Raw genomic sequence first — 23108 nt, forward strand, 5'->3', positions numbered from 1 at the left:
CTTCCGCTCCGGACACAAAAAATGCTTATCCCGGTCATTCGATCGCTCTGGTCGTCCCGGCCCGTCCCCTTGCCAGTTTTTCGGCTTTGGGCTATAGAAGCCGTTCCATTACACACACTCCGGCGGTTCTCGGGGTGCCCATTCCGCGGACGCGCGTCGCGTCCGGTCCCCGGCGGGTGAAGAGAACAGCACAAGCCGGAGTGGAGGAAACCAACCCATTGGAGGATCACAATGGCTTACGTCAGCATGAAGCAGATGCTGGAAACCGGGGTGCACTTCGGGCACCAGACCCGGCGCTGGAACCCCAAAATGCGCCCCTACATCTTCGGCGCGCGCAACGGCATCCATATCATCGACCTGCAGCAGACCGTGAAGCTTTTCCGCGTGGCCCACGATAAAATCGTGGACACCGTGGCCAAGGGCGGCAAGGTGCTCTTTATCGGCACCAAGCGCCAGGCCCAGGAGGCCGTGGCCGCCGAAGCCGGTCGCGCCAACCAGTTTCATGTGACCAACCGCTGGATGGGCGGCACCCTGACCAACTTCGTGACCATCCAGAAAAGCGTGGACCGCCTCAAGAAGCTGGAAGCCATGTTTGCCGACGGCTCCATCAACCGCTACCAGAAAAAGGAAATCCTGCTTCTGGAGCGCGAGATGAAGAAGCTGGAGGAAACCCTGGGCGGCATCAAGAACATGGACCGCCTGCCGCAGCTGGCCTTCATCATCGACCCCAACCGCGAAGACATCGCGGTGAAGGAATGCCGCAAGCTGGGCATCCCGATCGTGGCCGTCACGGACACCAACTGCGATCCGGACCTCATCGACTACATTATTCCCGGCAATGACGACGCCATCCGCGCCATCAAGCTCTTTGTGGCCGCCTTCTCCGAAGCCTGCCTGGAAGGCGAGGCCATGAGCAAGGACCACAAGGAAGTCAACGCCGAGGAGGCCATGCAGAAGGCCGCCGCTGAAAGCGCTCCGGTCGTCGAGGCCGCTCCCGCGCAGGAAGCCGCTCCCGCCGAATAACGCATTTTTTTGCAGACGCACTTCTGGGGCAGCGCGGCTTTTTTGAGATCCGCGCTGCCCGTTTTGAATAAGGAGCAAAGCCGGTAAGCGGCTTTGCGGAGTCGAAGCCGCGACGCGGCAGCGGCTTCTTCCCCCGCCGAGGCTCGCGCACTTGCGCTCCGGCGGGCGGCTCGGTTCCTCGCCGCCTTATTTTTTGTGAAACTCCGGCGCATCGGCCGGACGTATCTGGAGACGACATATGGCAATCAGCGCTCAAATGGTCAAAGAACTGCGCGAGAAAACCGGCGCGGGCATGATGGACTGCAAGAAAGCCCTGGTGGAAGTGAACGGCGACCTGGAAAAGGCCGTGGACTGGCTGCGCCAGAAGGGCATGGCCAAGGCCGCCAAAAAGTCCGGCCGCGCCACCTGCGAAGGCGTGGTCACCGCCGTGACCAGCCCTGACGGCAAGCACGTGGCCATGGCTTCGCTGATGTGCGAAACCGACTTCGTGGCCCGCGGCGATCAGTTCCAGAACATGGCCGCCCGCGTGGCCCAGGCCGTGCTGGAGCACAATCCGGCTGATCCCACCGCCTTGGACGGCGTGGTGGGCGACGAGGTCAAGCAGCTCATCGCCTCGGTGGGCGAAAACATGCAGCTTGGCAAGTTCGCGCGCCATACCCGCCAGTCCGACAATGAAGTTATCGGACAGTACATCCACGCCAACGGCAAGATCGGCGTGCTGGTCTTCCTGACCTGCGGCAAGGCCGAGAGCGTGAACGCGCCCGAAGTCAAGGCGCTTGCCAAGAACCTGGCCATGCAGGTGGCCGCCGCCAGTCCCATGGCTCTGGACGCCGGAAGCCTGGACCAGGCCGCCGTGGAACGCGAGCGCGAAGTCTATCGCCAGAAGGCCCTGGAAGAAGGCAAGCCAGCCAATATCGTGGATAAGATCGCCGACGGCGCAGTGAAGAAGTTCCAGAAGGAAGTCTGCCTGATGGAACAGCCCTTTATCCGCGACGACAAGAAGAGCGTGAGCGATATCGTGCGCGAAGCCGGCAAGGCCGTGGGCGACACCATCACGGTGACGGGCTTTACCCGCATCCAACTGGCCGCGGAATAATGCCGGACCACGCCGCGTGCCGTACGGCGCGCACGTATAGTAGTCTTTGTTGATTGAACCTGAAGGGGGCTTCGGCCCCCTTTTTTTGTTTTTCCGGGTCCGCGCGCGGCGGGTCCGGCCAAGTGACGGGAACGAGTATGTGGGATTTTTCGTGGGTTACGGAGCTTTCGGCCTGGGCCGGTTTGGGCACGCTGGTGTTGCTGGAAGTGGTGCTGGGCGTGGACAATCTGGTGTTCATCTCCATCCTGGTGGGGCGGCTGCCCGCCGAGCAGAAGCGCCATGCCTTTCTCACCGGCCTGGGGCTGGCCCTGCTTATGCGTCTGGTCCTGCTGGCGGCCATCGCCTGGATCATCGGGCTCACCGCGCCCCTGTTCAGCTTGGGCGGTCGCGCCTTTTCCGCGCGGGATCTGATCCTGGTGGGCGGCGGCCTGTTTCTGCTTCTCAAGGGCACGCTGGAACTGCACGAACGCCTGGAAGGCCATGTGGCCGGTCCCGCGGATGCGGGCCGTCACGCGGGCTTCTGGCGGGTGATCGCGCAGATCATCGCCCTGGACGCCGTTTTTTCCCTGGATTCCATCATCACCTCCGTGGGCATGGTGGACCATGTCTCGGTGATGATGCTGGCCGTGGTCACGGCCATGCTGGTCATGGCTCTGGCCGCCGCGCCGCTGCTCCGCTTTGTGGAGCGCCATCCCTCGGTCATCGTGCTCTGTCTGGGCTTTCTGCTGATGATCGGCCTGGGGCTGCTGACCGACGGCCTGGGCTACCATATCCCCAAGGGCTATCTGTATGCGGCCATCATCTTCGCCGTGCTGGTAGAGGCCTGCAATCAGTGGGCGCTGCGCAACCGGCGCAAGCGCATCAGCATGCGCGACATGCGCGAGTCCACGGCCCGCGTGGTGCTGGGCTTGCTGGGCGGGCGGTCCGGCCACGGCGACGCCCAGCTTGACGCGGCGGCTCTGGCCGGGGAAAGCCGAGGCGCGCTGTTCGCCCCGGAAGAGCGGGACATGGTGGCCCGCGTCATCCGCTTGAGCGGGCGCACGGCCCGCTTTATCATGATTCCGCGTCAGCGCGTGAACTGGCTGGACAGCCGCGCCGACCGCGAGACTGTCTACCGTTTCGCGGCGGCGGCCGCTCTGCCCTGGCTGCCCGTGCTGCGCCGCGAAACGGACGACGTGCTGGGCGTGGTGCGCACGGGTGAACTGCTGCTGCCCGCGCCGGACGTCTCCAGGGATGCGCCCTGGAAACTGAGGGACTACATCCGTTCCGCGCCGACCATTTTCGAGCACACGGCCCTGGCGGACATTCTGGACGACTTCCGCGCGCATCCCGCGCCGCTCTCGTTTGTACGCGACGAATACGGCAGCGTGGTGGGCATGATCACGCCCGCCGAGCTGCTCAGCGTGCTGGCCGGTCAGGTGGGGGACCTGCCCGTCGGGCCCGAATCCTGCCGCCTGCCTGACGGCAGTTGGCGCATGCCGGGGAGGCTTTCCGTGGACGCGGTCACGGCCTGGCTGGGCATCAGCCTGCCGCCGCGTTCCACCAGCGCCACTCTGGCCGGGCTGATTCTGGAGCGCCTGGGGCACATTCCGGTGACGGGCGAGCGTTTGCGTCTGCAGGGCTGGGAGTTGGAGATCACCCGCATGGACCGCCAGCGCATCGACGAGGTACGCGCCGTCAAGCTGCCGGAGGATGGCCGGAAAAAGTAAAGCGGCCGCGTTCGTTACCGGTAGGGCGGGCGCATCTGATTCCGGCTTTTGCTGGCCTCTTATTTGCCGTGATTATCCGTCAAAACCGGCCTTTTCGGCACTGGCTTCAGTCCTGCCCCGTCCGCTCGTAGGGGATGCGCTCGAAGACCTTGCGGTGTGGGGTCAGGGAAATGTGGTAATACTGGTTCTGGGGAATGTAGATATAGGGCACGTCCTCGCTGCGCTGGCGCAGAAAGAGCGAGAGCAGCACCCGGTTGATGGCCTGATGCCCCACGATGAGCAGGGGCGCGTCCCCGGCCAGAAAGAGCGCGCGCCTGAGGCCGCGCTGCACGCGTTCGCGCAGGATGGCGTAGCTTTCGCCGTTGGGATAGGCGTAGCCGTACTTGTCCGCGTTGCGGCCCGCCGTGACGTCGGGCATGCTCCGGCGGATTTCCGAATAGAGCATGCCTTCGCAGTCTCCGGCCCAGATTTCGTCAAATTCCTTGAGAGCCATGGCGTGCGCGCCGGGGCGCTCAACCAGCAGCGGGGCCGCTGTTTCGTGGGAGCGCAGGCGGGTGGAGGTGAATACCCAGTCGATGCGCCGGTCGCGCATGTGCCGGGCCAGGGCTTCGGCCTGGGAGCGGCCCAGGACCGTGAGCGGGGGATCGCCGCCGATGCGGCCCTGCACGTTGAATTCCGTCTGGCCGTGGCGGGCCAGATAGAGGCTGTGCACCCAGACGCTGACCACAATCTCGCGGATGGCCGGGTAATAGGGCGAGCCTTCGCAGGGGCGTTCGTCCAGAATGCGGTTGGCCGTGGAATCCACGCAGAGCCAGAATTTTTCATCCTGAAGCGGGCTGTAGATGGATTCATAATAGCCGATGCGCTTCATGAAGCTGTCCAGGGCGTCGGCCTCGCTGTAGGCCGCGTATTCGGGCAGCGTGGTTTTGCGGCGGATGCAGGCGTTGAGCAGCAGCGGGTCTTCGTTGACGCACTCCACAAAGAGCACGGGGTGGTCGGTGAGGGTCTGTTCGATGAGAATCCGCCGGGCGCGGCTGGCGTTGGTGGCGTCCAGAATGGCCACCTCGCCCTGTTCGGCCAGCCAGGCCCGGGCTCGGGCCATGTTGCGGAGGCAGATCTGCTCGCGGATTTCGCGGCCCGCGCTGTTTTCCGGATTGTAGAAATCCGGCTCCGTGGATTCCGCGCCCACCAGGGCCCGGCGCATGTCGCCGTTGTTGAAGATCTGCGCCCGGATGCCCTCGGCCAGCAGGCCCTGGCGGATGCGCCGCGCCAGCGTGGACTTGCCGCGCGCGGGCAGGCCCACCATCGCCACGTACAGTTTCCGCATATTCCCCTCCGCTGTGGATCATGGTAGGGGAAAAGCCCCGGAAACGGAAGGAGGCGCGCATGAAGACCATCGGCCTGTTGGGCGGCATGAGTTGGGAAAGCACGGTCAGTTATTACCGAATCGTCAACACGGTGGTGAAGGAACGCCTGGGCGGCCTGCATTCGGCCCGCTGCCTGCTCTACAGCGTGGATTTTCAGGAGATTGAGGCCTGCCAGTCCGCCGGAGACTGGGACAGAAGCGCGCTGCTGCTGGGCGCGGCGGCGCAAAACCTGGAAAAGGGCGGCGCGGATTTCATCGTCATCTGCACCAACACCATGCACAAGGTAGCCCACCGGATTCAGGCGGCGGTCTCCATTCCCCTGCTGCACATCGCGGACGTCACGGCCGCGGAAATCCTGGGGCGCGGCCTGCGCTCGGTGGGCCTGCTGGGCACGCGCTACACCATGGAAGAGGATTTTTACTGCGGCAGGCTGCGTCGGCAGGGTCTTGAGGTGCTGATTCCGGACGCGCCGGAACGCGACATGATCAACAAGGTCATTTTCGAGGAGCTCTGCCTGGGCGTGATTCGCGAGGATTCCCGGAAAAAGTTTCAGGCGGCCATGGCCGGACTGGCCGGGCGTGGCGCGCGTGGCGTCATTCTGGGCTGCACGGAAATCGGCCTGCTGCTGCGGCCCGAGGACGCCGAACTGCCTCTTTTCGACACCACTGTGTTGCACGCCACCGCCGCCGCCAATCTGGCCCTGGAAAGCTGAGGCAAACTTTTCCCAAAAGGGGCGGCGCTATTCCGCGTCCGGCCGCGCGGCGTGGCCCCGCAGTCCGGTAAGAATTTGCATGAGCGGCTTCCGGGGGTTGGCTTTGCAGGCCGCTTCCAGGGCTCTGCCCCGATCCGTTACGGCTTCTTGCGGTTCCTCTTGGTATGTCCCGCGTTCCAGCCAGCCGCGCCAGCCGTCCCACCAGCAAGCCAACGCTCTGAAATCTATGCCGTGTTTTTTGTTCAATCTGAGCAGATCCGAGCAGGGCGCGCCCAGATAGGCCTTAGCCTCTTGTCTTTCGTGCATTTTGGCCGTTTTCCAGGCCTCGGTGACGGCCATGCTTGGCGTGCGGCGGCACTGCGAGGCCAGAATAAGAGGCAGTTCCGCGACAAAGTATTTGGTGCGCCACAAGCCCACGGGCGCATAGTCCAGATTCATCTGCGCGCTGACGTAGCCGTCCAGCCAGATTTCGGGCGGCAGGACGGATTTCACGGCAGTCTCCGCCTCCGCCCATTCCCGGCAGGTCAGAGCCGCCATGCCCGTGTACTGCTGCGGCGCGTCCGCGTGGAAGGCCGTATTTTCTGTTATATCCGCATACGCGGCGATCCCGGGCGCGGGAAACGGGTCCGGCGGAGTAGTGCTTGGGGGCAAGGCCGCGAGGGCCTTGCGGGCCGCATCCGAAAACGGCATTCGGGGATGTGCCGCGCAAAAGGCACGGATGGCCGCGCTTCGCGCCACGAACGTTTCAGGCGCGGGCAGACGCGTGGAGGGGTGGCTTTGGTAGCCGTCCCACCACAGCAGCCAGCCCACGGCGTCATGGCCGTAACGGAAAATATCCGCGCAGGAACGCTTGCCGACCTCGGCGGCGCGCCAGATTTCATCGTCGGCATCCCGCCAGGCCCTCGTTATCGGGACTGCGGGATGCCGCGCGCAGTAGGCGTCAATAAACGCGCTGCCGGCTTCCGGTTCCGTGGCATCCGCGTCGGTTTTTTCGCGCTCCGCAGCGGGATTGGGTTCGCGTTCCCGCCATGCGGCGGCCCAGCCGCTCAGCCATCTGCCTGTCATAAAGAAAAAACGGCCGCGGCCCGCCGCGCCGCCGGTGTCCCGGCAGGTCAGGGCAGCCAGCTCCACCGGCCATTCCCGCACAAGGTAAAGGGCCTCTCCCAATGCGAGAATGGGCAGGCGCGCGGACAGGGCTGCGAGTTCACGGGCCATCGGACGGAGTTCAGCCACGTCGGGCGGGCGCCCTCCGCCGTGCTTAAAGGCCCGGTGACCGTCCCCCCAGAGGAGCAGGGCGGCAAACAGGCTTTCCTGGACAGCCGCGATAGCCTCCGGTCGGGCAGCTTGCTTCCGGGTCAGCGAACGCGCGTCGTTCCAGGTGGCGTACCCGAGATTCAGAGTGCCATGGATTTTTCCCGGCTCGTCCGGAGAACGGAAGTGCAACATGGCCGTTTTCCAGGCTTCGGTCAGGGCCATGTCCGGCGTGCGAAGGCACTGGGCGTGCAACATCGGGAGCGCTTGCATCTGCCAGCGTCCGTTGTTCCACTCCAGATAAACGTCGTCGGAGTCGATCTGCGCGCTGACGTAACCGTCCAGCCAGAGCAGCGGCAGCGGCGGACGGCCGTCCGCATCCAGGTCGCGGCAGGTCAGGGCCGCCACGTCAGTCTTCTGTGGGAGAGCGTCCGGCCCGGCGGCCGAGGGTTGTATGCCGACGGCCAGCAGACAGGCCAGCAAAGCCAGTCCGGCCGCAACAAAGGCAGCGCGCGGGCCGGGTTGGGAATATTTGCATGTTTGCATGGATGATGTCTCCAGAGCCGCGTATACCGCGATACTTGCTGACGAGACAGCGGAAAGCGCCATAAAATTTTTATGGTTTGCGATTGCCTGGTATGTCTCACACGGCATCAAAGTGGAGCGAGTGCTCACAGACAACGGGGTTTGTTACAAGCCCTGGAAATTTCGTGATGTTTGCCGGGAACTTGGCGTGAAGCATAAGCGAACGCGGCCTTGTCATCCACAAACCAACGGCAAGGCGGAACGCTTCATCCGAACGGCATTAAAAGAGTGGGCATACGCGCAAACGTACGCCCACTCATGGAAAAGAACAGCCCATTTGCCTGTCTGGACAGAATATTACAATTTTCAGCGTCCCCACAGTGCTTTTGGCAGAAAACCTCCGACGTTAGCGATAACGGAGGGTGAATAACGTGTTGACACTCTACACCTAGCACACGTTGAGTTTCAGAAAGCGTTTTTTGCCCAGTTTGATCACATAATCTCCGGCGGGCAGCGGGGCCAGCGCGTCGTCGCAACGCTGACCGTCCACCGAGAGCGCGCCTTCCTTGATCAGACGCTTGGCCTCGCCCCGGCTCTTGACCAGCCCGGCGGCCTCCAGAAAGGCCGGGGGCGTGCTGTCCTCGCCGTATTGGCAGGAGAGGGAGGGCGCGTCGGCGGGCACGCCGCCGTCCGCGAACACCGCGTTGAAGCCCTGGCGGGCCTCATCGGCGTCCTTCCCGCTGTGGTAGCGGCTGACCATTTCATGGGCCAGGGCTTCCTTGGCGGCCTTGGGATGCACGCGGCCTTCGGCCACATCCCGCTTCAGGGCCGAGATCTCTTCCAGGCTTTTGGCTGAAAGCAGCTCGTAATAGCGCCACATGAGCTCGTCGGACACGCCCATGACCTTGCCGAAAATTTCCGCCGGCGGCTCATCAATGCCGATGTAGTTGCCGTAGGACTTGGACATCTTGCGCACGCCGTCCGTGCCTTCCAGCAGGGGCATGGTCAAAATGCACTGGCTTTCCTGCCCGTAATGGGTCTGGAGGTTGCGGCCCACCAGCAGGTTGAACTTCTGGTCCGTACCGCCCATTTCCACGTCGGTTTTCAGCGAAACCGAGTCAAAGCCCTGGCAGAGCGGATAGAGAAATTCGTGGATGGAAATGGGGCGCTGCTCGCGGAAGCGCTTTTCAAAGTCGTCGCGCTCCATCATGCGGGCCACGGTATAGCTGGAGGCCAGCTTGATGAAGCCCGTGGCGTCCAGCTTGCTCAGCCAGCGGGAGTTGAATTCCACCTGGGTTTTTTCCGGGTCCAGGATTTTGAAAACCTGCTTCTTGTAGGTTTCGGCATTGGCCAGAACCTGTTCCTCCGTCAGCGGGGGGCGGGTTTCCGAACGGCCCGAAGGGTCGCCGATGCGGCCGGTGAAATCGCCGATCAGAAAAATGACCGTGTGCCCCAGCTCCTGGAAATGACGCATCTTGTGCATCACCACCGTATGCCCGAGGTGCAGGTCCGGAGCTGTGGGGTCAAAGCCCACCTTGACGCGCAAGGGCACGCCGCGCGCCAGCTTTTTGCGCAGTTCGCCCTCGTCGATCAGTTCAGCCACGCCGCGTTTGATAAGGGCCATCTGCCGATCAATATCCGTCATCGCCGTATCCTTATTGCAAGCTGCGGTAAAAAATGTCGGACGCGCCGCCAAAGCGGCGGCGCGTGCGCGGAGACGGAATCTGATACCCTTTTGGCTGCGGCGGTGTCAAATTCACGGAAACCGGAAGACATGGTGAGAATCCGCCGCCACTGTAGGAATTTTGTTCGACGCGGATGGCGGAGAGGGGATTCTACAGGCCGAGAAGCGCGAACACGCGACTCTGGCTCAATCCCCCGTGTACGGATAGGGCGCCCACATTGTCCTGGGCGATCATGTTCAGGGTGTCGTCCAGCACGCCGTCCACTTCGTCGTCCTCCAGCAGCTGGGGCGCGCGGATGTCCACGGTATCCTGCACGGCGGCGGGGGTGGAGCCGGAGTCGTCCTTGTCGGGCATGGTGAACGCAAAGGGCAGTGAAGAGTTGATGCCGGAAATTTCCATGACGTATCCTCCAGATATCCGCCGCGGCGGTCAGGGGTCAAATTTTCCGCCCGCACGGGCGGCCGCACTGAAATATGCAAATCCGGTGCCAGGAGGGTTTACGGCAACGCCGGGAGCGGGCGGGGGGATGCAGCGCTGCAGCGCATGGAAGGTATGTAACGCCGTCGGGCCGGGAGGCGGCTCGACGGCGCGTACCGCTGGAACGCGGGGCTGCGGAAACGTCAACGTTGAGAATGTCAATTCTCAACGTCAATCTGCTCTAAAGGCCCACAGCCTGGTCCTGCGCCGGGGCGACGGTATCGTTCAGATCGCGGATGAGGTGGCGCAGACGCTCCGAGCCGGAAGATTCGATATCCGTCCAGTGCAGGGCGGACGGGCTTTTGGTCCAATCCAGCTCATAGAGAAAACGTATGCGCAGTGCGGCGCCCTGTTCGCAAATGTCGCGACTGAGGCCCACTTTTTTGCCCGTAAAGATATAAGGCGGCTCGCCCTGGTCAGCGGTTCTGGGCGCGAGAAGAAAAAGATACAGCTCGTGCGCCATGAGCGGCCTGCGCGCCAGCTCTTCCTCCACGCACAGGCAGGCGCCGCCCGCCGAGATATTGACCAGATTCGGTTTTTCTTCGCCGTGCAGCTTGTAATAAGCTTTGATCCGGGCGCTCAAGTCCTGCCGGTTGGCGGGCGTGTCGGCAATCACCAGCAGGCCGAGCAGGCCGGTATGTTCCTCTTCCCAGTCCAGGCGCTTGTCCCGCCGCAGGCGGCGGGTGACATACTGCCGGGAAAGGCGCAGCAGCAGCTTTTGCGGCATGCCGTCCTCGTCCGGCCGGTTTTCCAGAATGGAGGCCCGGCCGGAATAGCCCATTTTTTCAATGGTTCCGGAGGGGGCGTCCTGATCAAGGCTGAAAGAGAATTCGCAGGCGGGATCAACGGGCTTGCTCTTGCCGGGCAGGGTTTCATGCGCCTTGATTTCAAACAGCGCGACACTGCCGGTGACTTCCAGGAACTGGCCTTTCAGCAGCACGTCGGCCGTAACGCCGCCCATGCGCATATGGCAGCCGAGTCTGATCCGCGCGTTCTGGCGGCGGGCTTCCTGAAAAACTTCGAAGCTGTTGGGCCGCCACAGGCTGTATGATTCCATCTTTTGGGTATTCATAGTTTTTCCACGCTGTTCCCTCTGTGGGTAATAATAGGCAGCGGCGCGGCTTCCGTCAATAAAAGCGGCCGCAACGACAGTGCGTTGCGGCCGACAAAAGAGCTGGGGAACAGGGCTGATCAGCTTTCCTGCTTGACCTTGGACTTGGTCATGGCCAGGCCGATGCCCTCAAAGAGCTCGAAGATGGAGAAACCGTACCAGAGGGTGTACAGCACGTAGAAGAGCAGCATGCCGCTCATCAGCCAGACGTGCTCGGAAACCTTGGCCGGAGCCACGCTATAGAAGTTATTGCCCGGTTCCACGGCGCGGCGCAGGACGTGATCCACCACCTGGGCCTCCCCGAACAGGCGCTGCTTCTGGAGTTCCTTGATGCTCGGCGACAGCAGGTACCACCAGGCGGCCGCGACTTTGAGGGCCGGTTCGCCGCCGTATTTCTGGCTCACGGCGTCGGCGTTGTTGTGGTACAGCGCGTCCGCGTCGTCCGTGGCGGAAGTCAGGATCAGGCCCAGGTCGCCCTTGAAGCTCACCTTGCCGCCGTCGGCCACGGCCTCGGTGGCGCCGGACTTTTGCAGCAGGGCTACGGCCAGGGGGGCCAGGGCGGCTTTTTTCATGGTCACCGTCATCTGGACCATCTTGCCGTCCACGCTCTTGACGCTCTCGCGCACGCCGGGAATGAAGTAGGACGAACCCTTGGAGAGTTCGTTAAAGACATTGTCCGCGTATTGCAGGCCGGTCAGATGATTGCCGTTCTCGTCACGCATGATGGGCGTGAGCAGCACGGCGAAAAGCACAAGGAAAGAGATCAGCAACAGGCTGCCCCGGATAAAGGGGCCTTTTTCGTGAATAAGCATTATCAGGCCTCCCCTCTGAGTTTGCCGAGATTAAGGAAGAATTTGCTGAAGACCCAGATGCCGAAAAAGGCCACCACAACCCAGAAGACCACATTGCCCACGTCCTGGATGATGTTGCACACACTGGGCGACCAGTGGAGCACCTCCATCTCCACAAGCTTTTTGGGCAGCGTGGCCGCGCGGTTGATGAAACCGGCAATGATCGAAATGGCGTAAAAGCCCCGGATATGGATGCCCTTGACCACCTTGGTGGTCAGCGCGCCGACCTGGATGCCCAGCAGCGAGCCCAGCAGCATGCCGATGGCCAGGGTGTAGAACACGTAGCCGTAAATGGCGTACTGGCCCACGGCGGCGAAACCGGCGGTGAAGATGATCTGCAGAATGTCCGTGCCCACCGTGGTCATGGAGGACACGCCGAAAATGTAGACGAACATGGGGAAGGTCACGAAACCGCCGCCCACGCCCATGATGGCGGCCAGCAGGCCCACCACCATGCCGCCGGCGGCCACGATCCAGCCGGAGATGCGCCGCCCGCCGGGCACCAGATCCTCGTCGAAGGAGATCATGGGCGGCACGGTCAGGCTCTGCATTCTGACGGACAGGCTGGTCAGGCCCGCGCTGCCGCCGTGGGCGCTCTGGCTGGCCGCTTTGCTGCCGCCGCGCGTGGCTTTCAGAAAGTCGAACAGGGCGTAGAAGCCCAGGAAGCCCAGCAGCACGGCGTAAATGGTGCTGATGAACAGCTCGGAGAGCAGGGGATCGGCGTTGTACAGGCCTTTGTTGATGGCGCCGCCGATGAATGTGCCCACAATGGAACCCACCAGGAAGGCGATGGCCAGTTTGGCCGAGACGTTGCCCAGCTTTTTGTGCACCGTGGTGCCCATGATGGCCTTGGCGAAAATGTGAAACAGGTCCGTGCCCACGGCCAGAATGCCCTTAACGCCCACGGCCATCAGGGCCGGGGTGATGATGAAGCCGCCGCCCGCGCCGATACAGCCGGTGATCAGGCCCGCGGCCAGACCCACGGCGATGGAGGCCAGAAAGATGGTGGTGGTGTAAAAGGCCGGAGCATACGCGCTCTTGCCGCCGAGCATCTCGTGGTACTCGTAGGCTTCAGCCAGGCAACCGGCCAGAATGGGTACGGCCAGCGCCAGCAGAATGAGCAGTTTTTTGCGGTTTCTGAGAATGGAGGTTGAAACCTCCAAATCCCATTTGGCGTATGCCTGTGAACCGCTCAATAGAAAATCATACACTTGCCTGCCAAAACTCATACGCTCCTCCCGTGCGATTGTGGCCGGTGGGCGGCCGGGGATATGGGCACAGACAACAGGGCCGCGCGGAACGGAAAAACAGCGCCGCCTCAAGCGCGTGTTTTTGAGTTTCTCATGCCATAACTATTTAAAATTATTAAAAATAATACAAAAAAGAACGGCATGGATTGGTCCGCACAACTTCCGATTAGCAGATTTTTTTTATCTTGTAAAAGAAATTTGTCACGAGCGCGATAAACAAGGCCGTTGCCGGGCGGACGCGGGCCGGGCCCGGAAACGCGAAAAACCGCCGGGACAAAAGGCCCGGCGGTTTTTCGCAAGCGTTTGCCGCGTTGAAACCGGCGTAGCTATTTTTTGTTCAGGCCCTGGCTTTTGCCGAAGATTATCAGCTCCATCCAATCCAGACCGAACTCCAGAGCGGCCACGTCGCCGGCCGGGCTGTCCTCCATGATGGCGGCCCGGCGCGCAGCGTCAATGTCCACATGTTCAAAAATGCGCATATGGGTGATGAGCTCGCGGAATTTGTCCAACTGGTAGAGGCAGAGCACGCTCATGGTCGCCAGGCGCGCTTCCAGCGGCTTGCCGGTGGCCCGCACCAGGGCCATGAGCCGCATGTAGCGATCGTTGGCCGCGTTGTATTCCGAAAGGCTCTGGTCCTCGAACCACTGGCGCGCCGTGCGCTGCGTGCCCTGGTCAAAGCCGTGGCAATGGGGCTCGCGCACCACGAAAAAGCGTTCGGCCACCCCGTTCTCGGCCATCTTGGTGCCGCGCCCCAGCGGGTAGCAGCGGCAGGCGCCGGGCCGGTCCTCATAGACCGAACAGCCCGCCGGGCCCACAAAGGGGCAGGGCTCGCCGGGGCCCTGGAGCATGCGCAGCATGGGCAGGGGAAAGCCCGTGTCCGGAAAGGAGCGCATGATGGCGAAGGTATTCAGGAATTCCTCACTGGTAATGCCCATGTGGCGGCGCAGGCGCAGTACGTCATAAGGCGTGAGCGGCAGGGTCAGCTCCGCGCAGCAGCGGTTGAAGCAGGGCACCTGTGGATTGCAGTCAAAACAGAAGGTCTCGTCCGCCTGGAGCTCGGGCAGGCTTTCCAGAAGTTCGCGGCTTTCATCGGTCTCCATGAAATCTCCTTTGCGCGCTCAAGGCGGGCGCATCTTCTTCGCAGTGTCCGGCATTGCGTCCGGCGGGATTTTCCGGAAAAACCGGCTTTGCTTCAGGCGTGGGCCGGGCAAAAAGGCATAGCGTTAACAGTCTCTGGAGCAGATTAACGTTGAGAAGTGATTTTACCCTAGATGACCTTGTTCAACGCGTATTCAATAATGCCCTCGGCCCCGGCTTCGCGCAGGCGCGGGATGAGATCGCGCACAATACCGATCTCCACCACTGTTTCCACGGACAGCCAGCGCCCGTCGCGCAGAGGCGATACCGTGGGCGAATTGAGCGAGGGCAGCATTTCCAGGATGGCGTCCAGATGGGCCGCGGGGGCGTTCATCTTGATGGCCACCAGGTTTTCGGCGCGCAGCGCGCCCTGCAAAAGCAGGGTGAGCTGTTCGATCTTGGCCCGCTTGCGCGGGTCCGCCCAGGCCTCCTTGTTGGCAATGAGCACCGGGTAGGAGACCATGACCTCGTCGATGATTCTGAGCCCGTGCGCGCGGATGGTGGTGCCGGTCTCGGTCACTTCCACAATGCCGTCGGCCAGTCCTTCCACCACCTTGGCCTCGGTGGCCCCCCAGGAGTAGAAGACATCCACATCCACGCCCGCTTTGGCGAAATAACGGCGGGTCAGGCCTTCCAGCTCCGTGGCGATGCGTTTTCCGGCCAGGTCGGCGGCGCGGGTATAGGGCGAATCCCCGGCCACGGCCAGCACCCAGCGGCAGGGCCGGTTGGAGGTTTTGGAATAGACCAAGTCCGCGATGCGCGCCACCTTGTCCTCATGCCCGCGCTCGGACAGCCAGTCCAGGCCGGTAATGCCCACATCCAGCACCCCGGCTTCGATATAGTCGCCGATTTCCTGCACGCGGCAGAGCGAGGCCGCGATTTCCGGATCGTTGATGTCCGGGAAATAGTTGCGGGTGTGCTTGCGGATTTTCCAGCCCGCGCGTTCGAAAAGATTGATGGTGGCTTCTTCCAGCGAGCCCTTGGGCACGCCCAGTTTGATGATCGGCTGCGTCTGCGCGCTCATGAGGATTTCCTTTCTCCGCCGTAAACTTTTTGGGGATCGAACACCTGGGGCGAACAGACGGTCACGGCTCCGTCCTCCCATTCCCGGTAAAAGCAGGAGCGCCGCCCGCTGTGGCAGGCCGCGCCGCCCACCTGCTCGATGAGCAGCAGCACGGTGTCGCTGTCGCAGTCCAGACGCAGGGAGCGCACCTTCTGGACATGGCCGGACGTGCCGCCCTTGTGCCAGAGTTCCTTGCGGCTGCGGCTCCAGTAGTGAGCCTCGCCGGTCTCCAAGGTCTTGCGCCAGGCCTCCTCGTTCATATAGGCCAGCATGAGCACCTCGCCCGTGGCCTGGTCCTGGGCGATGGCGGGCACAAGGCCCTTGCTGAAGTCGGGCGCGAAGTCAGCCGGGGCATTTTCCCCGTGCCGGCAAGACTGCTGACTGGACATGGATGTTCTCCTTGGAGCATGTAACACTTGAGATGCTCGTTCACGACGGCAAAGCCCGTCCGCTCGCGTTTCGCGGCGAGGATTTGCGGACAAATCCTTGCGGAGCGGCTACGGCACATAATGTGCCCACCCGCGCAGCGGGCTGAATTTATCCGCAATCGACGGCGGAGGCAAGCCGCGCGTCTTATTCGCGCGCCTCTCCTCCCCGGCGGGGATGCGCCCTTTTGCCGTCCGCATGGTGAACCTTGCGGAAAAGTGTGGTTTATGGCATTATAACTTGTTGACAATACCTTTATACTAAGGCGGTTTTATTCCGCCGGGATGACATATGTCAGAAGATCTCTCCGATACCACAATGCCCGGCGCGGACGTTTCCGCCCCGGAACCGGCGGAAGACGCCGCTCCCCTCGCCACGGAGGAACTCTCCGTCAGTGAGCCGGAAAACGCCCTGCCCAAAGTCGGCCTGGCCGACCTGCCTGAAGCCATGCACGCGGCTTGTGCCCGCGCGGGCTGGCAGAGCCTGATGCCGGTGCAATCCCTGGCTTTGCCCTATCTGCTGGAAGGGCGGGACATCATGGTCCAGTCACGCACGGGCAGCGGCAAGACCGGCTGCTATCTGCTGCCCATGCTGCCCCGCCTGGATCCGGAACTCAAGGCCCCGCAGGCCCTGGTGCTCGCTCCCACGCGTGAGCTGGCCGTGCAGGTGGAACGCGAGGCCGCCGTGATTTTCGCGGATACCGGCATCCGGACCGTGGCCGTGTACGGCGGCGTGGGCTACAAAAAACAGATGGACGCCCTGCGCGAGGGGGCCCAGGTCATTGTGGGCACGCCGGGCCGCGTGCTGGACCACCTGCTGCGCCGCACGCTGGACCTCAAGGACTTGCGTGTGCTGGTCTTTGACGAGGCCGACCGCATGCTGTCCATCGGTTTTTACCCGGACATGAAGGAAGTGCAGCGCTATCTGCCCAAAAAGCGCATCCACACCTGCCTGTTTTCCGCCACGTATCCGCCACACGTGCTCAAGCTGGCCGCCGAGTTCATGTCGGAACCGGCCCTGCTTTCCCTGTCCCAGAAAGAGGTCCATGTGGCCGAGGTCCAGCACCTCTTCTGCGAGGTCAAGCCAATGGACAAGGACAGGGCCCTGGTACGCCTGCTGGAAACGGAAAATCCGGCTTCAGCCATTATTTTCTGCAACACCAAGGCCAATGTGCACTATGTGACCGGCGTGCTCCAGGGCTTCGGCTACAGCGCCGACGAGCTTTCGGCGGATCTTTCGCAGAACAGGCGCGAGGCCGTGCTGGACAAAATCCGCAAGGGCCGCCTGCAATATCTGGTGGCTACGGACGTGGCCGCGCGGGGCATTGATATTCCGGCCCTGTCGCACGTCTTTCTTTATGAGCCGCCGGAGGACCATGAAAGCTACATCCACCGCGCCGGGCGCACGGGGCGCGCCGGGGCCGCGGGTACGGTGATTTCCCTGGTGGACGTGATGCAGCGCATGGAGCTGGAGCGCATCGCCAAGCATTACAAGATCGGGCTCATGGAACTGCCCCTGCCCACGGACGAAGACGTGGCCAAGGTGGCGGGCACGCGCCTGACCGCCATTCTGGAGGCGCGCTTCCGCACGCTCACCGGCCTGGAACGCGTGCGCGTGGCCCGCTACGCGGCCCTGGCGCGCGAACTCGCCCAACAGAGCGAGGAAGAGGACGATGTCCAGTTGCTGGCCATGCTGCTGGACGCCTGCCATCAGCAGAGCCTGCACGAAAACCGCTTTCCCGACAGCGAGCCCGTGCCCGCCAGGCGAAAGAATGATGCCGGGGATGCCCCGCGTTCCCGCGTCGATGCCGCCGGCCGCAGTGAGGCCGAGCCGCATGACGGCAGCCGCAAACGCCGTCGGCGTTCGCCGCGCAGGCGCAAGGACGGCGGCGACAGCGACGCCGGGGCGGAAAGCTGAACGGAAGGCCTATGCAAAACGTTGCGGAAGTGTTTGACGACAAGAGCGTTGTGCAGGAGGCTCTGGAGAATTTCGCGGCCCTGTTGGAGGACGCTGACTTCACGGCCGAGCTGGAGCTCATGGGCATCGGCCGCATGCAGTTCATGCGCCGCCGCCAGATGCTGGTGGAATGGCGCGGCCTGTACATGGCCCTCTGGCGTCTGGCCCTGTCCAGTTCCTTCCCGCAGGATGCGGAGCATATTTTCGCCACGTTTTTGCATGCCTACCGTATTGCCCATCCGGACAAGCTCAGCGCCCGGATCATGGAGCGAGCCCAGCAGTACTGGGGCATGCTTCAGCCCAAGGGCGACGCGGATTTCAGCGATGTGGCCCGGCATCTGGGCTCTTTTTCCGTGCAGGATGAAAAGCAGGCCCGCAGCCTGACCCTCAGGCTGGTGCTGCATATTCGCAGGGCGTACAAAATTATTTTCGACAGATTAATTTAGAGCCCGTTTTCAACAGCGGCTTTTGCCCCCTGGACTGCGTCAACGGCCGATTACGGGCCAGGGCTGTACCGTAAGAGTACTATCCCCGGCCCGTAATCGGCCGTTTTCTTGCCAGGGAACAAAATCCATCTGTCGGGAAAACGGGCTCTGCTCCCGGGAGACTCGTTCCCTTCCTCCAACGCTCGGAACTGACGCGACCTATGCAACTTGTACATTCCGTGGACGGCCTGGGCTCCCTGACGGGCGCCGGCGTCACCATCGGCAACTTCGACGGCGTGCATAAAGGCCACCAAGCCCTGATCCGCCGCACTCTGGATGTCTGCCGCCAGGATGATCTGGCCTGCGTGCTGGTGACTTTCTGGCCGCACCCGCGTCTGGTCGTCTCCCCGCACAAGCCCCACGCCCCGCTGACCAGCCGGGAACGGCGGCTGGAACTGCTGGCGGGCCTGGGTGTGGAGCACGTGCTGGAGCTGCCTTTCACCCAGGAACTGGCCGCCCTGACGCCCGAGGAATTCGTGCGCCGCTATCTGCTGCCCATGCATCTGCGCCGTCTGGTGGTGGGTTATGATTTTTCCCTGGGCCGGGGCCGCAGCGGCCATGCCGAAGTGTTACGGAGCCTGGGCGCGGACTGGGGCTTTGCGGTGGAACAGTTGCCGCCGGTCATTGTGGACGACGCGGTGGTCAGTTCCACCCGTCTGCGCGACCTGATCAGCCGGGGCGACGTCTGGCAGGCCGCGCGCCTGCTAGGGCGCTGCTACGGCTTTTCCGGCGAAGTGGTGCACGGCGAGGGGCGCGGCGGCGGCCTGGGTTTTCCCACGGCCAACCTGCTGCCGCCGGAAACCCTGCTGCCCGCCGAAGGCGTCTACGCCGCCCGCGTGCGTCTGGACGAAACCTGGCATCAGGCCGTGACCAATGTGGGGCGCAAGCCCACCTTCGGGGGCCGGGACGTGACTGTGGAAAGTTTTCTGCTGGATACCTCGGCCGATCTGTACGGACGGCGCGTGCGCCTGGAGTTCGTGGCCCGGCTGCGCGGCGAGCGCCGCTTCGCCTCGGTGGAGGAGCTCACCCGCCGGATCGGCGAGGACGTGGCCGAAGCCCGACGGATTCTGGAGAAGGCCGAGTAATGGTCTTTTTGCCCTCTGCCCGCAGTTCGCCGTGCTTTGGCCATTGTGACGCAGGCTCCAAGCGTTGTGCGGAGAACAAAAATTTTCAGTAATCAGCATTCCCCCAAATCAGAAAGACGCCTGACGGGAGGCGCGGCATGATTCTCGCTGACGTGCATAATCACACCCTCATCTCCCACGGAGAGGCCTCGGCAGCGCAAATGTACGAGGCCGCGCGGCGTCTGGGGCTGGGCTGGTACGGCTTTTCCGAGCATTCGCCCCTGCCGCCCGGCTATGCCTGCCCGTTGTATCATGGCGACCTGGCCGGTGATTTTCCGGGCTATGTCGACGAAGTACTGGCCTTGCGAGAGCGTTTCCACCTGCCGGGAGCCCCGCGCGTGCTGCTGGGCATGGAGCTGGACTGGATCCCCTCGCGCATGCCCTATATGCGGGAGCTGGCGGCGCGCTGGCCTTTTGACTACGTGATCGGCGGCCTGCACTTTCTGGGCATGCTGGCTGTGGGGTCACCCAAAAACTGGAGCCAGGGCGAGAGCGAGGAGGAACGTTACAGGCGTTTCGCGGCCTATTACCGGGAGATGACGGCCATGGTCCGCAGCGGCCTGATGAACATCGTGGCCCACCCGGACTTCATCAAGGTGCGCTGCTGGGAGAGCTTCCACGCCTGGCTGGCCGTGCCGGGCAGCCTGGACCTGATCCGCGAAACCCTGGCCGCCATGCGTGAAACCGGCGTGGCCCTGGAAGTGTCCTCGGCGGGCCTGCGCAAGGACTTCGCCGAACCCTATCCGGCCCCGCCCATTATGCGCCTGGCCGCCGAACTGGGCGTGAACATCAGCTTCGGCTCGGACGCTCATGCCACGGCGGACGTGGCCTTCGGTTTCGACCATCTGGCGGCGTACGCCCGTTCTTTCGGCTATGCGCAAAGCGTGATTTTTGTGGACCGCAAGCCGCGTTTTCTGCCTTTTTGAGCCGAGAGCAGCCCACCTAAGTGTTTCAAAGGGTTCATTCCGGCAAAATTCCGTTTATCGCTGCTGTCGATCCCCGTGTGGCTCCGTTATCGTCTATGGGGACAGCCCTCCGGGCTGCCGTCGGTCACTCCGCCGCAATCCACGCCGCGTTGCTCTCGATGCCTGTAGGCCCTTTGGGCTACAGGCACGGCCCTACGGGCCGCCCGTCGGGTCGGTCTTCGCGGCGCGCCTCACCGTGTTCCGCGTTAGGACGCTGCAAGGTTGCAATGTTCCAACGCGGCGGCGTGCATGCCCCAACGTCGGACTCCCTTCCTCAGAGCCAGCGGCGCAGCGTGTCCCGCAGCAGGGTCAGGTCGATGGGCTTGGGCAAATGCCCGTCCATCCCGGCGTTTTCCGCAGCCTGGATGTCCTCGGCAAAGGCATTGGCGCTCATGGCGACGATGGGCACTTGGCGGGCGTCTTTCCGGTTCAGGGCGCGGATGGCCCTGGTGGCGTCGTGTCCATCCATGACCGGCATCTGGATATCCATGAAAACCAGATCATAATAGCTTTCCGGTGAGGCCGCGAAACGCTCCACGGCCTGCTGCCCGGTTTCGGCGCAGTCGATGGCCACGCCCATGGAACCGATCAACTCCAGGGCGATTTCCATATTCAGTTCATTGTCCTCCACCAGCAGAATGCGCTTGCCGTTGAAATCGTCCGGCATGGCGAGCAGAGTCTGGTCCGCCTCCAGGCGTTGCGGCGGTTCGGGCTCCTCTTTCGGGGGTTCGGCTGTCCACCGGCCTCCGTCCTGCTGGCGGCAGAGGGCCAGTTCCACCGTAAAGCGGCTGCCCTGATTCAGCTCGCTTTCGATGGTAATGCTGCCATGCATCATCCGCGCCAGATTGCGCACAATGGGCATGCCCAGGCCCGTGCCCTGAATGCGGTGCACCCGCTCGTCGTCGGAGCGCGCGAAAGAGTCGTAAATCCGTTTCTGGAATTCCGGGCTCATGCCGAAGCCGTTGTCCTCGACCACAATGATGATCCGGCTCATGGGTGGAGCGAGGGTCGCTTTTTCGCTGATGGAAAGGCTGATACGGCCCTTGTCCGGCGTGTACTTCGCGGCGTTGGAAAGCAGATTGAGCAAAATTTGCTGGATGCGTTGCGTATCGCCTTGGAGCGCCGGCTGGCTAATGTCCATGTGCAGGTGGAATTCGTGTTGGCGACTTTCCAGCATAGGGCGGATCATATCCAGGGTGTCGCGGATCAGGTCATTGAGATCAAAAGGCGCGTTGCTCAGCAGCAACTTGCCGCTCTCAATCTTGGACATGTCCAGCACTTCGTTGATGATGCCCAGCAACAGCCGGGAGGCCACGGAAATCTTGTCCAGGCAATCCCGCACGCGCTCCGGGTCGCCAGCGTGCCGCTCGGCAATGGTTGCCATGCCGATGATGGCGTTCATGGGCGTGCGGATGTCGTGCGACATGGCTGAAAGAAAGCTGCTTTTGGCCTTACTGGCCTGTTTCGCGGCGGCCAGCGAATCCTTGAGCAGACGGCGCATGGCCTTTTCTTCCGTGATGTCACTGAGAGAAATAACGTAATAGATTTGACCATCGGCGTCGTCTCTGGGGACCAGGGAGAATTTGATCCAGCGTTTTTCCCCGGTGGCGGGATTGATGATGTAGCATTCCTCGCTGCGGGCGTCGCGGATGGAGGCCGCTTCAAAATCCTCGCGCAGGCGCGAGCCGGGCTTGAAGATGCAATGTTTGAAAAGGGCGGCGGGATTTTCAAGACAGGCCCGCATGGGAATGCCGAGCACCCGCTCCAGATTTTCGAAAACGTATTCCATGCTCCGGCGGGAGGCGTTGTAGATCAGGAATACGCTGTCCGTGCTGCCGGAAAGCGTGTGGAACAGAAAGTCGCGGTAATGGCGCGCCTTGATTTTCAGGGCCATGGCGCGGTGGCGGCGGGTCAGGGAAAACATGACGAGCAGACCGGCCAGAATGAGCAGGCAGACGATGGCCACCAGCGCGTTGACGTAGTTGGCGGCCTGGTGCATGGCGTCCACCGGGACCATGGAAACCATGTCCCAGTTGTTCGTGGGAAAGATGGGCGTGTAATACAGATAGGTCTGGCGGCCCTGAACGTTCATAACCACACTGCCGCTCTTGCCCTCGTTCATGGCCCGGCGCAGCGCGGCGATCCGTTCCGGCTTGTTTTCCGGCGACGCGGCCAGGGCGGCGTAAAAATCGGTTTTGTTCCCCTGTTTCAGCGCGTCCGGCGAGGCGATCAGATATTCGCCGGTCCAGGCCGAAACCATAAAGGATAAGCCCTGGCCGTCAAAAAAGTCCATGGCGCTGGGCTGGGCGTATGTTTCGAGGGACAGGCTGCCGTAGACGGCGCCCCTGTGCCGTCCGTTGACGATAAGCGGTCGCCGCATGGTGACTTGGCGCTGTCCCTGGGCGTTCAGATAGGTGCGCGAGACAGAGGCGTCCTTGACGAAATTATGCCATTCTTCGCCATTGTTGATGTCCACCGGATCGCCGTCGGCAAAATATCCCCTGCCCTGTTCATTCACCACCGCGACCTGACTGAAGGGACTGGTGGCCACGTAGCGCTGCATCAGGCCGATGGCCGCGACAGGCGTCACGGCGTCCGCCCCCAGCAGGCTCTCCTTGAAGGACTCAAGACTCTGGACGTCGCGGCGGACGGCGTTGGCAATGGCTTCCCCGCTGGCCTGGATCAGGCTGCGGATGGTGCTTTCCGTGGCCCTCCACATGGCCTGATTGATGGCGTTCAGCAGAGCTATGACAATCACAAACAGCAGCAGGCCGATGCATGCATTGCAGAGGGCGACCCCGTGGAGCGGATATTTTTTCAGAAACATCGGCTGTCCTTTCGGGCGTGGCGGCGCGCGCATTGACACGCCGTATACATGCTCCGGTGCGCGGACCG

20 protein-coding genes are annotated in these 23108 nt (G+C 62.7%); 9 read left to right on the top strand and 11 right to left on the bottom strand.

From position 1 onward, the window contains the following. Positions 1 to 231: 231 nt before the first annotated feature. The 3 genes from rpsB (at position 232) to HMPREF1022_RS08340 (ending at position 3828) form a co-directional block, all read left to right on the top strand. Positions 232 to 1023, top strand: coding sequence for a 30S ribosomal protein S2 (gene rpsB, locus HMPREF1022_RS08330; protein WP_008682097.1), 792 nt, complete (start codon positions 232 to 234; stop codon positions 1021 to 1023). Between the two features lie 238 nt (positions 1024 to 1261). Beyond that, entirely contained in the window at positions 1262 to 2119 is an 858-nt protein-coding gene (gene tsf / locus HMPREF1022_RS08335) for a translation elongation factor Ts (protein ID WP_008682096.1), read from the top strand. 137 nt (positions 2120 to 2256) lie between these two features. Continuing rightward, positions 2257 to 3828, top strand: coding sequence for a TerC family protein (locus tag HMPREF1022_RS08340; protein ID WP_009302755.1), 1572 nt, complete (start codon positions 2257 to 2259; stop codon positions 3826 to 3828). Positions 3829 to 3934: 106 nt separating this feature from the next. Here the strand turns inward: HMPREF1022_RS08340 and HMPREF1022_RS08345 are convergent, their stop codons facing one another. Next, positions 3935 to 5155 carry a bifunctional nucleoside/nucleotide kinase/histidine phosphatase family protein gene (locus tag HMPREF1022_RS08345; RefSeq protein WP_008682094.1) on the bottom strand — a complete coding sequence of 407 codons (1221 nt, stop codon included), beginning with the start codon at positions 5153 to 5155 and terminating at the stop codon, positions 3935 to 3937. A gap of 59 nt (positions 5156 to 5214) precedes the next feature. Here HMPREF1022_RS08345 and HMPREF1022_RS08350 point away from each other — a divergent pair, with 59 nt between their 5' ends. Further along, positions 5215 to 5907 carry an aspartate/glutamate racemase family protein gene (locus HMPREF1022_RS08350; protein ID WP_008682093.1) on the top strand — a complete coding sequence of 231 codons (693 nt, stop codon included), beginning with the start codon at positions 5215 to 5217 and terminating at the stop codon, positions 5905 to 5907. A 27-nt stretch (positions 5908 to 5934) separates the two neighbouring features. Here HMPREF1022_RS08350 and HMPREF1022_RS08355 read toward each other — a convergent pair whose 3' ends face one another. Further along, positions 5935 to 7704: a hypothetical protein gene (locus HMPREF1022_RS08355; RefSeq protein ID WP_009302756.1), complete on the bottom strand. Its 1770-nt coding sequence runs from the start codon at positions 7702 to 7704 to the stop codon at positions 5935 to 5937. Between HMPREF1022_RS08355 and HMPREF1022_RS17305 the strand changes: the two genes are divergently transcribed. Beyond that, positions 7703 to 8113 carry an integrase core domain-containing protein gene (locus HMPREF1022_RS17305; RefSeq protein WP_198005339.1) on the top strand — a complete coding sequence of 137 codons (411 nt, stop codon included), beginning with the start codon at positions 7703 to 7705 and terminating at the stop codon, positions 8111 to 8113. The genes HMPREF1022_RS08355 and HMPREF1022_RS17305 overlap by 2 nt on opposite strands. Positions 8114 to 8131: 18 nt before the next feature. Here the strand turns inward: HMPREF1022_RS17305 and tyrS are convergent, their stop codons facing one another. The 8 genes from tyrS to hisI all read right to left on the bottom strand — a co-directional run bounded on the left by tyrS (position 8132) and on the right by hisI (position 15646). Beyond that, entirely contained in the window at positions 8132 to 9328 is a 1197-nt protein-coding gene (gene tyrS / locus HMPREF1022_RS08360) for a tyrosine--tRNA ligase (RefSeq protein ID WP_008682090.1), read from the bottom strand. 190 nt (positions 9329 to 9518) lie between these two features. Continuing rightward, positions 9519 to 9767, bottom strand: a complete 249-nt coding sequence (locus tag HMPREF1022_RS08365; RefSeq protein ID WP_008682089.1) for a hypothetical protein — start codon at positions 9765 to 9767, stop codon at positions 9519 to 9521. Between the two features lie 259 nt (positions 9768 to 10026). Beyond that, a complete protein-coding gene (locus HMPREF1022_RS08370; protein ID WP_008682088.1) occupies positions 10027 to 10917 on the bottom strand; it encodes a hypothetical protein in 891 nt (296 codons plus the stop codon). Between the two features lie 119 nt (positions 10918 to 11036). After that, on the bottom strand, positions 11037 to 11768 hold the full coding sequence (locus tag HMPREF1022_RS08375; protein WP_008682087.1) for a hypothetical protein: 732 nt from the start codon (positions 11766 to 11768) through the stop codon (positions 11037 to 11039). A 2-nt stretch (positions 11769 to 11770) separates the two neighbouring features. Beyond that, positions 11771 to 13036 (bottom strand): sulfite exporter TauE/SafE family protein, encoded by a 1266-nt coding sequence (locus HMPREF1022_RS08380; RefSeq protein ID WP_008682084.1) that lies wholly within the window; start codon positions 13034 to 13036, stop codon positions 11771 to 11773. 347 nt (positions 13037 to 13383) lie between these two features. Then, positions 13384 to 14157: a YkgJ family cysteine cluster protein gene (locus HMPREF1022_RS08385; RefSeq protein WP_008682082.1), complete on the bottom strand. Its 774-nt coding sequence runs from the start codon at positions 14155 to 14157 to the stop codon at positions 13384 to 13386. Positions 14158 to 14324: 167 nt separating this feature from the next. Continuing rightward, on the bottom strand, positions 14325 to 15218 hold the full coding sequence (gene hisG / locus HMPREF1022_RS08390; protein ID WP_009302757.1) for an ATP phosphoribosyltransferase: 894 nt from the start codon (positions 15216 to 15218) through the stop codon (positions 14325 to 14327). Then, complete coding sequence (gene hisI / locus HMPREF1022_RS08395; RefSeq protein ID WP_008682078.1) at positions 15215 to 15646, bottom strand: phosphoribosyl-AMP cyclohydrolase; 432 nt, start codon at positions 15644 to 15646, stop codon at positions 15215 to 15217. The genes hisG and hisI overlap by 4 nt, the downstream gene beginning before the upstream one ends. 328 nt (positions 15647 to 15974) lie before the next feature. Here hisI and HMPREF1022_RS08400 point away from each other — a divergent pair, with 328 nt between their 5' ends. The 4 genes from HMPREF1022_RS08400 (at position 15975) to HMPREF1022_RS08415 (ending at position 20174) form a co-directional block, all read left to right on the top strand. Further along, entirely contained in the window at positions 15975 to 17600 is a 1626-nt protein-coding gene (locus tag HMPREF1022_RS08400; protein WP_009302758.1) for a DEAD/DEAH box helicase, read from the top strand. A gap of 11 nt (positions 17601 to 17611) precedes the next feature. Further along, positions 17612 to 18085 (top strand): hypothetical protein, encoded by a 474-nt coding sequence (locus tag HMPREF1022_RS08405; protein WP_009302759.1) that lies wholly within the window; start codon positions 17612 to 17614, stop codon positions 18083 to 18085. A gap of 200 nt (positions 18086 to 18285) precedes the next feature. Next, the gene (locus tag HMPREF1022_RS08410; protein WP_009302760.1) at positions 18286 to 19209 is read left to right on the top strand and encodes a bifunctional riboflavin kinase/FAD synthetase; all 924 of its coding nucleotides are present in this window, start codon (positions 18286 to 18288) and stop codon (positions 19207 to 19209) included. Between the two features lie 137 nt (positions 19210 to 19346). Beyond that, a complete protein-coding gene (locus HMPREF1022_RS08415) occupies positions 19347 to 20174 on the top strand; it encodes a histidinol-phosphatase (RefSeq protein WP_009302761.1) in 828 nt (275 codons plus the stop codon). Between the two features lie 313 nt (positions 20175 to 20487). On the opposite strand, the gene HMPREF1022_RS16605 is transcribed toward HMPREF1022_RS08415, so the two are convergent. After that, complete coding sequence (locus HMPREF1022_RS16605) at positions 20488 to 23040, bottom strand: ATP-binding protein (RefSeq protein WP_009302763.1); 2553 nt, start codon at positions 23038 to 23040, stop codon at positions 20488 to 20490. Positions 23041 to 23108 lie beyond the last annotated feature (68 nt).

It is taken from the genome of Desulfovibrio sp. 6_1_46AFAA, from assembly GCF_000224635.1.
Classification (GTDB): Bacteria; Desulfobacterota; Desulfovibrionia; order Desulfovibrionales; family Desulfovibrionaceae; genus Desulfovibrio; species Desulfovibrio fairfieldensis.

Coding starts and splice junctions, on each gene's coding strand:
- HMPREF1022_RS08375 (WP_008682087.1), bottom strand. CDS start 11,768: ATGCTTATTCACGAAAAAGGCCCCTTTATCCGGGGCAGCCTGTTGCTG.
- hisI (WP_008682078.1), bottom strand. CDS start 15,646: ATGTCCAGTCAGCAGTCTTGCCGGCACGGGGAAAATGCCCCGGCTGAC.
- HMPREF1022_RS16605 (WP_009302763.1), bottom strand. CDS start 23,040: ATGTTTCTGAAAAAATATCCGCTCCACGGGGTCGCCCTCTGCAATGCA.
- tsf (WP_008682096.1), top strand. CDS start 1,262: ATGGCAATCAGCGCTCAAATGGTCAAAGAACTGCGCGAGAAAACCGGC.
- HMPREF1022_RS08405 (WP_009302759.1), top strand. CDS start 17,612: ATGCAAAACGTTGCGGAAGTGTTTGACGACAAGAGCGTTGTGCAGGAG.
- HMPREF1022_RS08400 (WP_009302758.1), top strand. CDS start 15,975: ATGTCAGAAGATCTCTCCGATACCACAATGCCCGGCGCGGACGTTTCC.
- HMPREF1022_RS08415 (WP_009302761.1), top strand. CDS start 19,347: ATGATTCTCGCTGACGTGCATAATCACACCCTCATCTCCCACGGAGAG.
- HMPREF1022_RS08370 (WP_008682088.1), bottom strand. CDS start 10,917: ATGAATACCCAAAAGATGGAATCATACAGCCTGTGGCGGCCCAACAGC.
- HMPREF1022_RS08350 (WP_008682093.1), top strand. CDS start 5,215: ATGAAGACCATCGGCCTGTTGGGCGGCATGAGTTGGGAAAGCACGGTC.
- HMPREF1022_RS08380 (WP_008682084.1), bottom strand. CDS start 13,036: ATGAGTTTTGGCAGGCAAGTGTATGATTTTCTATTGAGCGGTTCACAG.
- HMPREF1022_RS08410 (WP_009302760.1), top strand. CDS start 18,286: ATGCAACTTGTACATTCCGTGGACGGCCTGGGCTCCCTGACGGGCGCC.
- rpsB (WP_008682097.1), top strand. CDS start 232: ATGGCTTACGTCAGCATGAAGCAGATGCTGGAAACCGGGGTGCACTTC.
- HMPREF1022_RS08345 (WP_008682094.1), bottom strand. CDS start 5,155: ATGCGGAAACTGTACGTGGCGATGGTGGGCCTGCCCGCGCGCGGCAAG.
- HMPREF1022_RS17305 (WP_198005339.1), top strand. CDS start 7,703: ATGGATGATGTCTCCAGAGCCGCGTATACCGCGATACTTGCTGACGAG.
- HMPREF1022_RS08355 (WP_009302756.1), bottom strand. CDS start 7,704: ATGCAAACATGCAAATATTCCCAACCCGGCCCGCGCGCTGCCTTTGTT.
- HMPREF1022_RS08385 (WP_008682082.1), bottom strand. CDS start 14,157: ATGGAGACCGATGAAAGCCGCGAACTTCTGGAAAGCCTGCCCGAGCTC.
- hisG (WP_009302757.1), bottom strand. CDS start 15,218: ATGAGCGCGCAGACGCAGCCGATCATCAAACTGGGCGTGCCCAAGGGC.
- tyrS (WP_008682090.1), bottom strand. CDS start 9,328: ATGACGGATATTGATCGGCAGATGGCCCTTATCAAACGCGGCGTGGCT.
- HMPREF1022_RS08365 (WP_008682089.1), bottom strand. CDS start 9,767: ATGGAAATTTCCGGCATCAACTCTTCACTGCCCTTTGCGTTCACCATG.
- HMPREF1022_RS08340 (WP_009302755.1), top strand. CDS start 2,257: ATGTGGGATTTTTCGTGGGTTACGGAGCTTTCGGCCTGGGCCGGTTTG.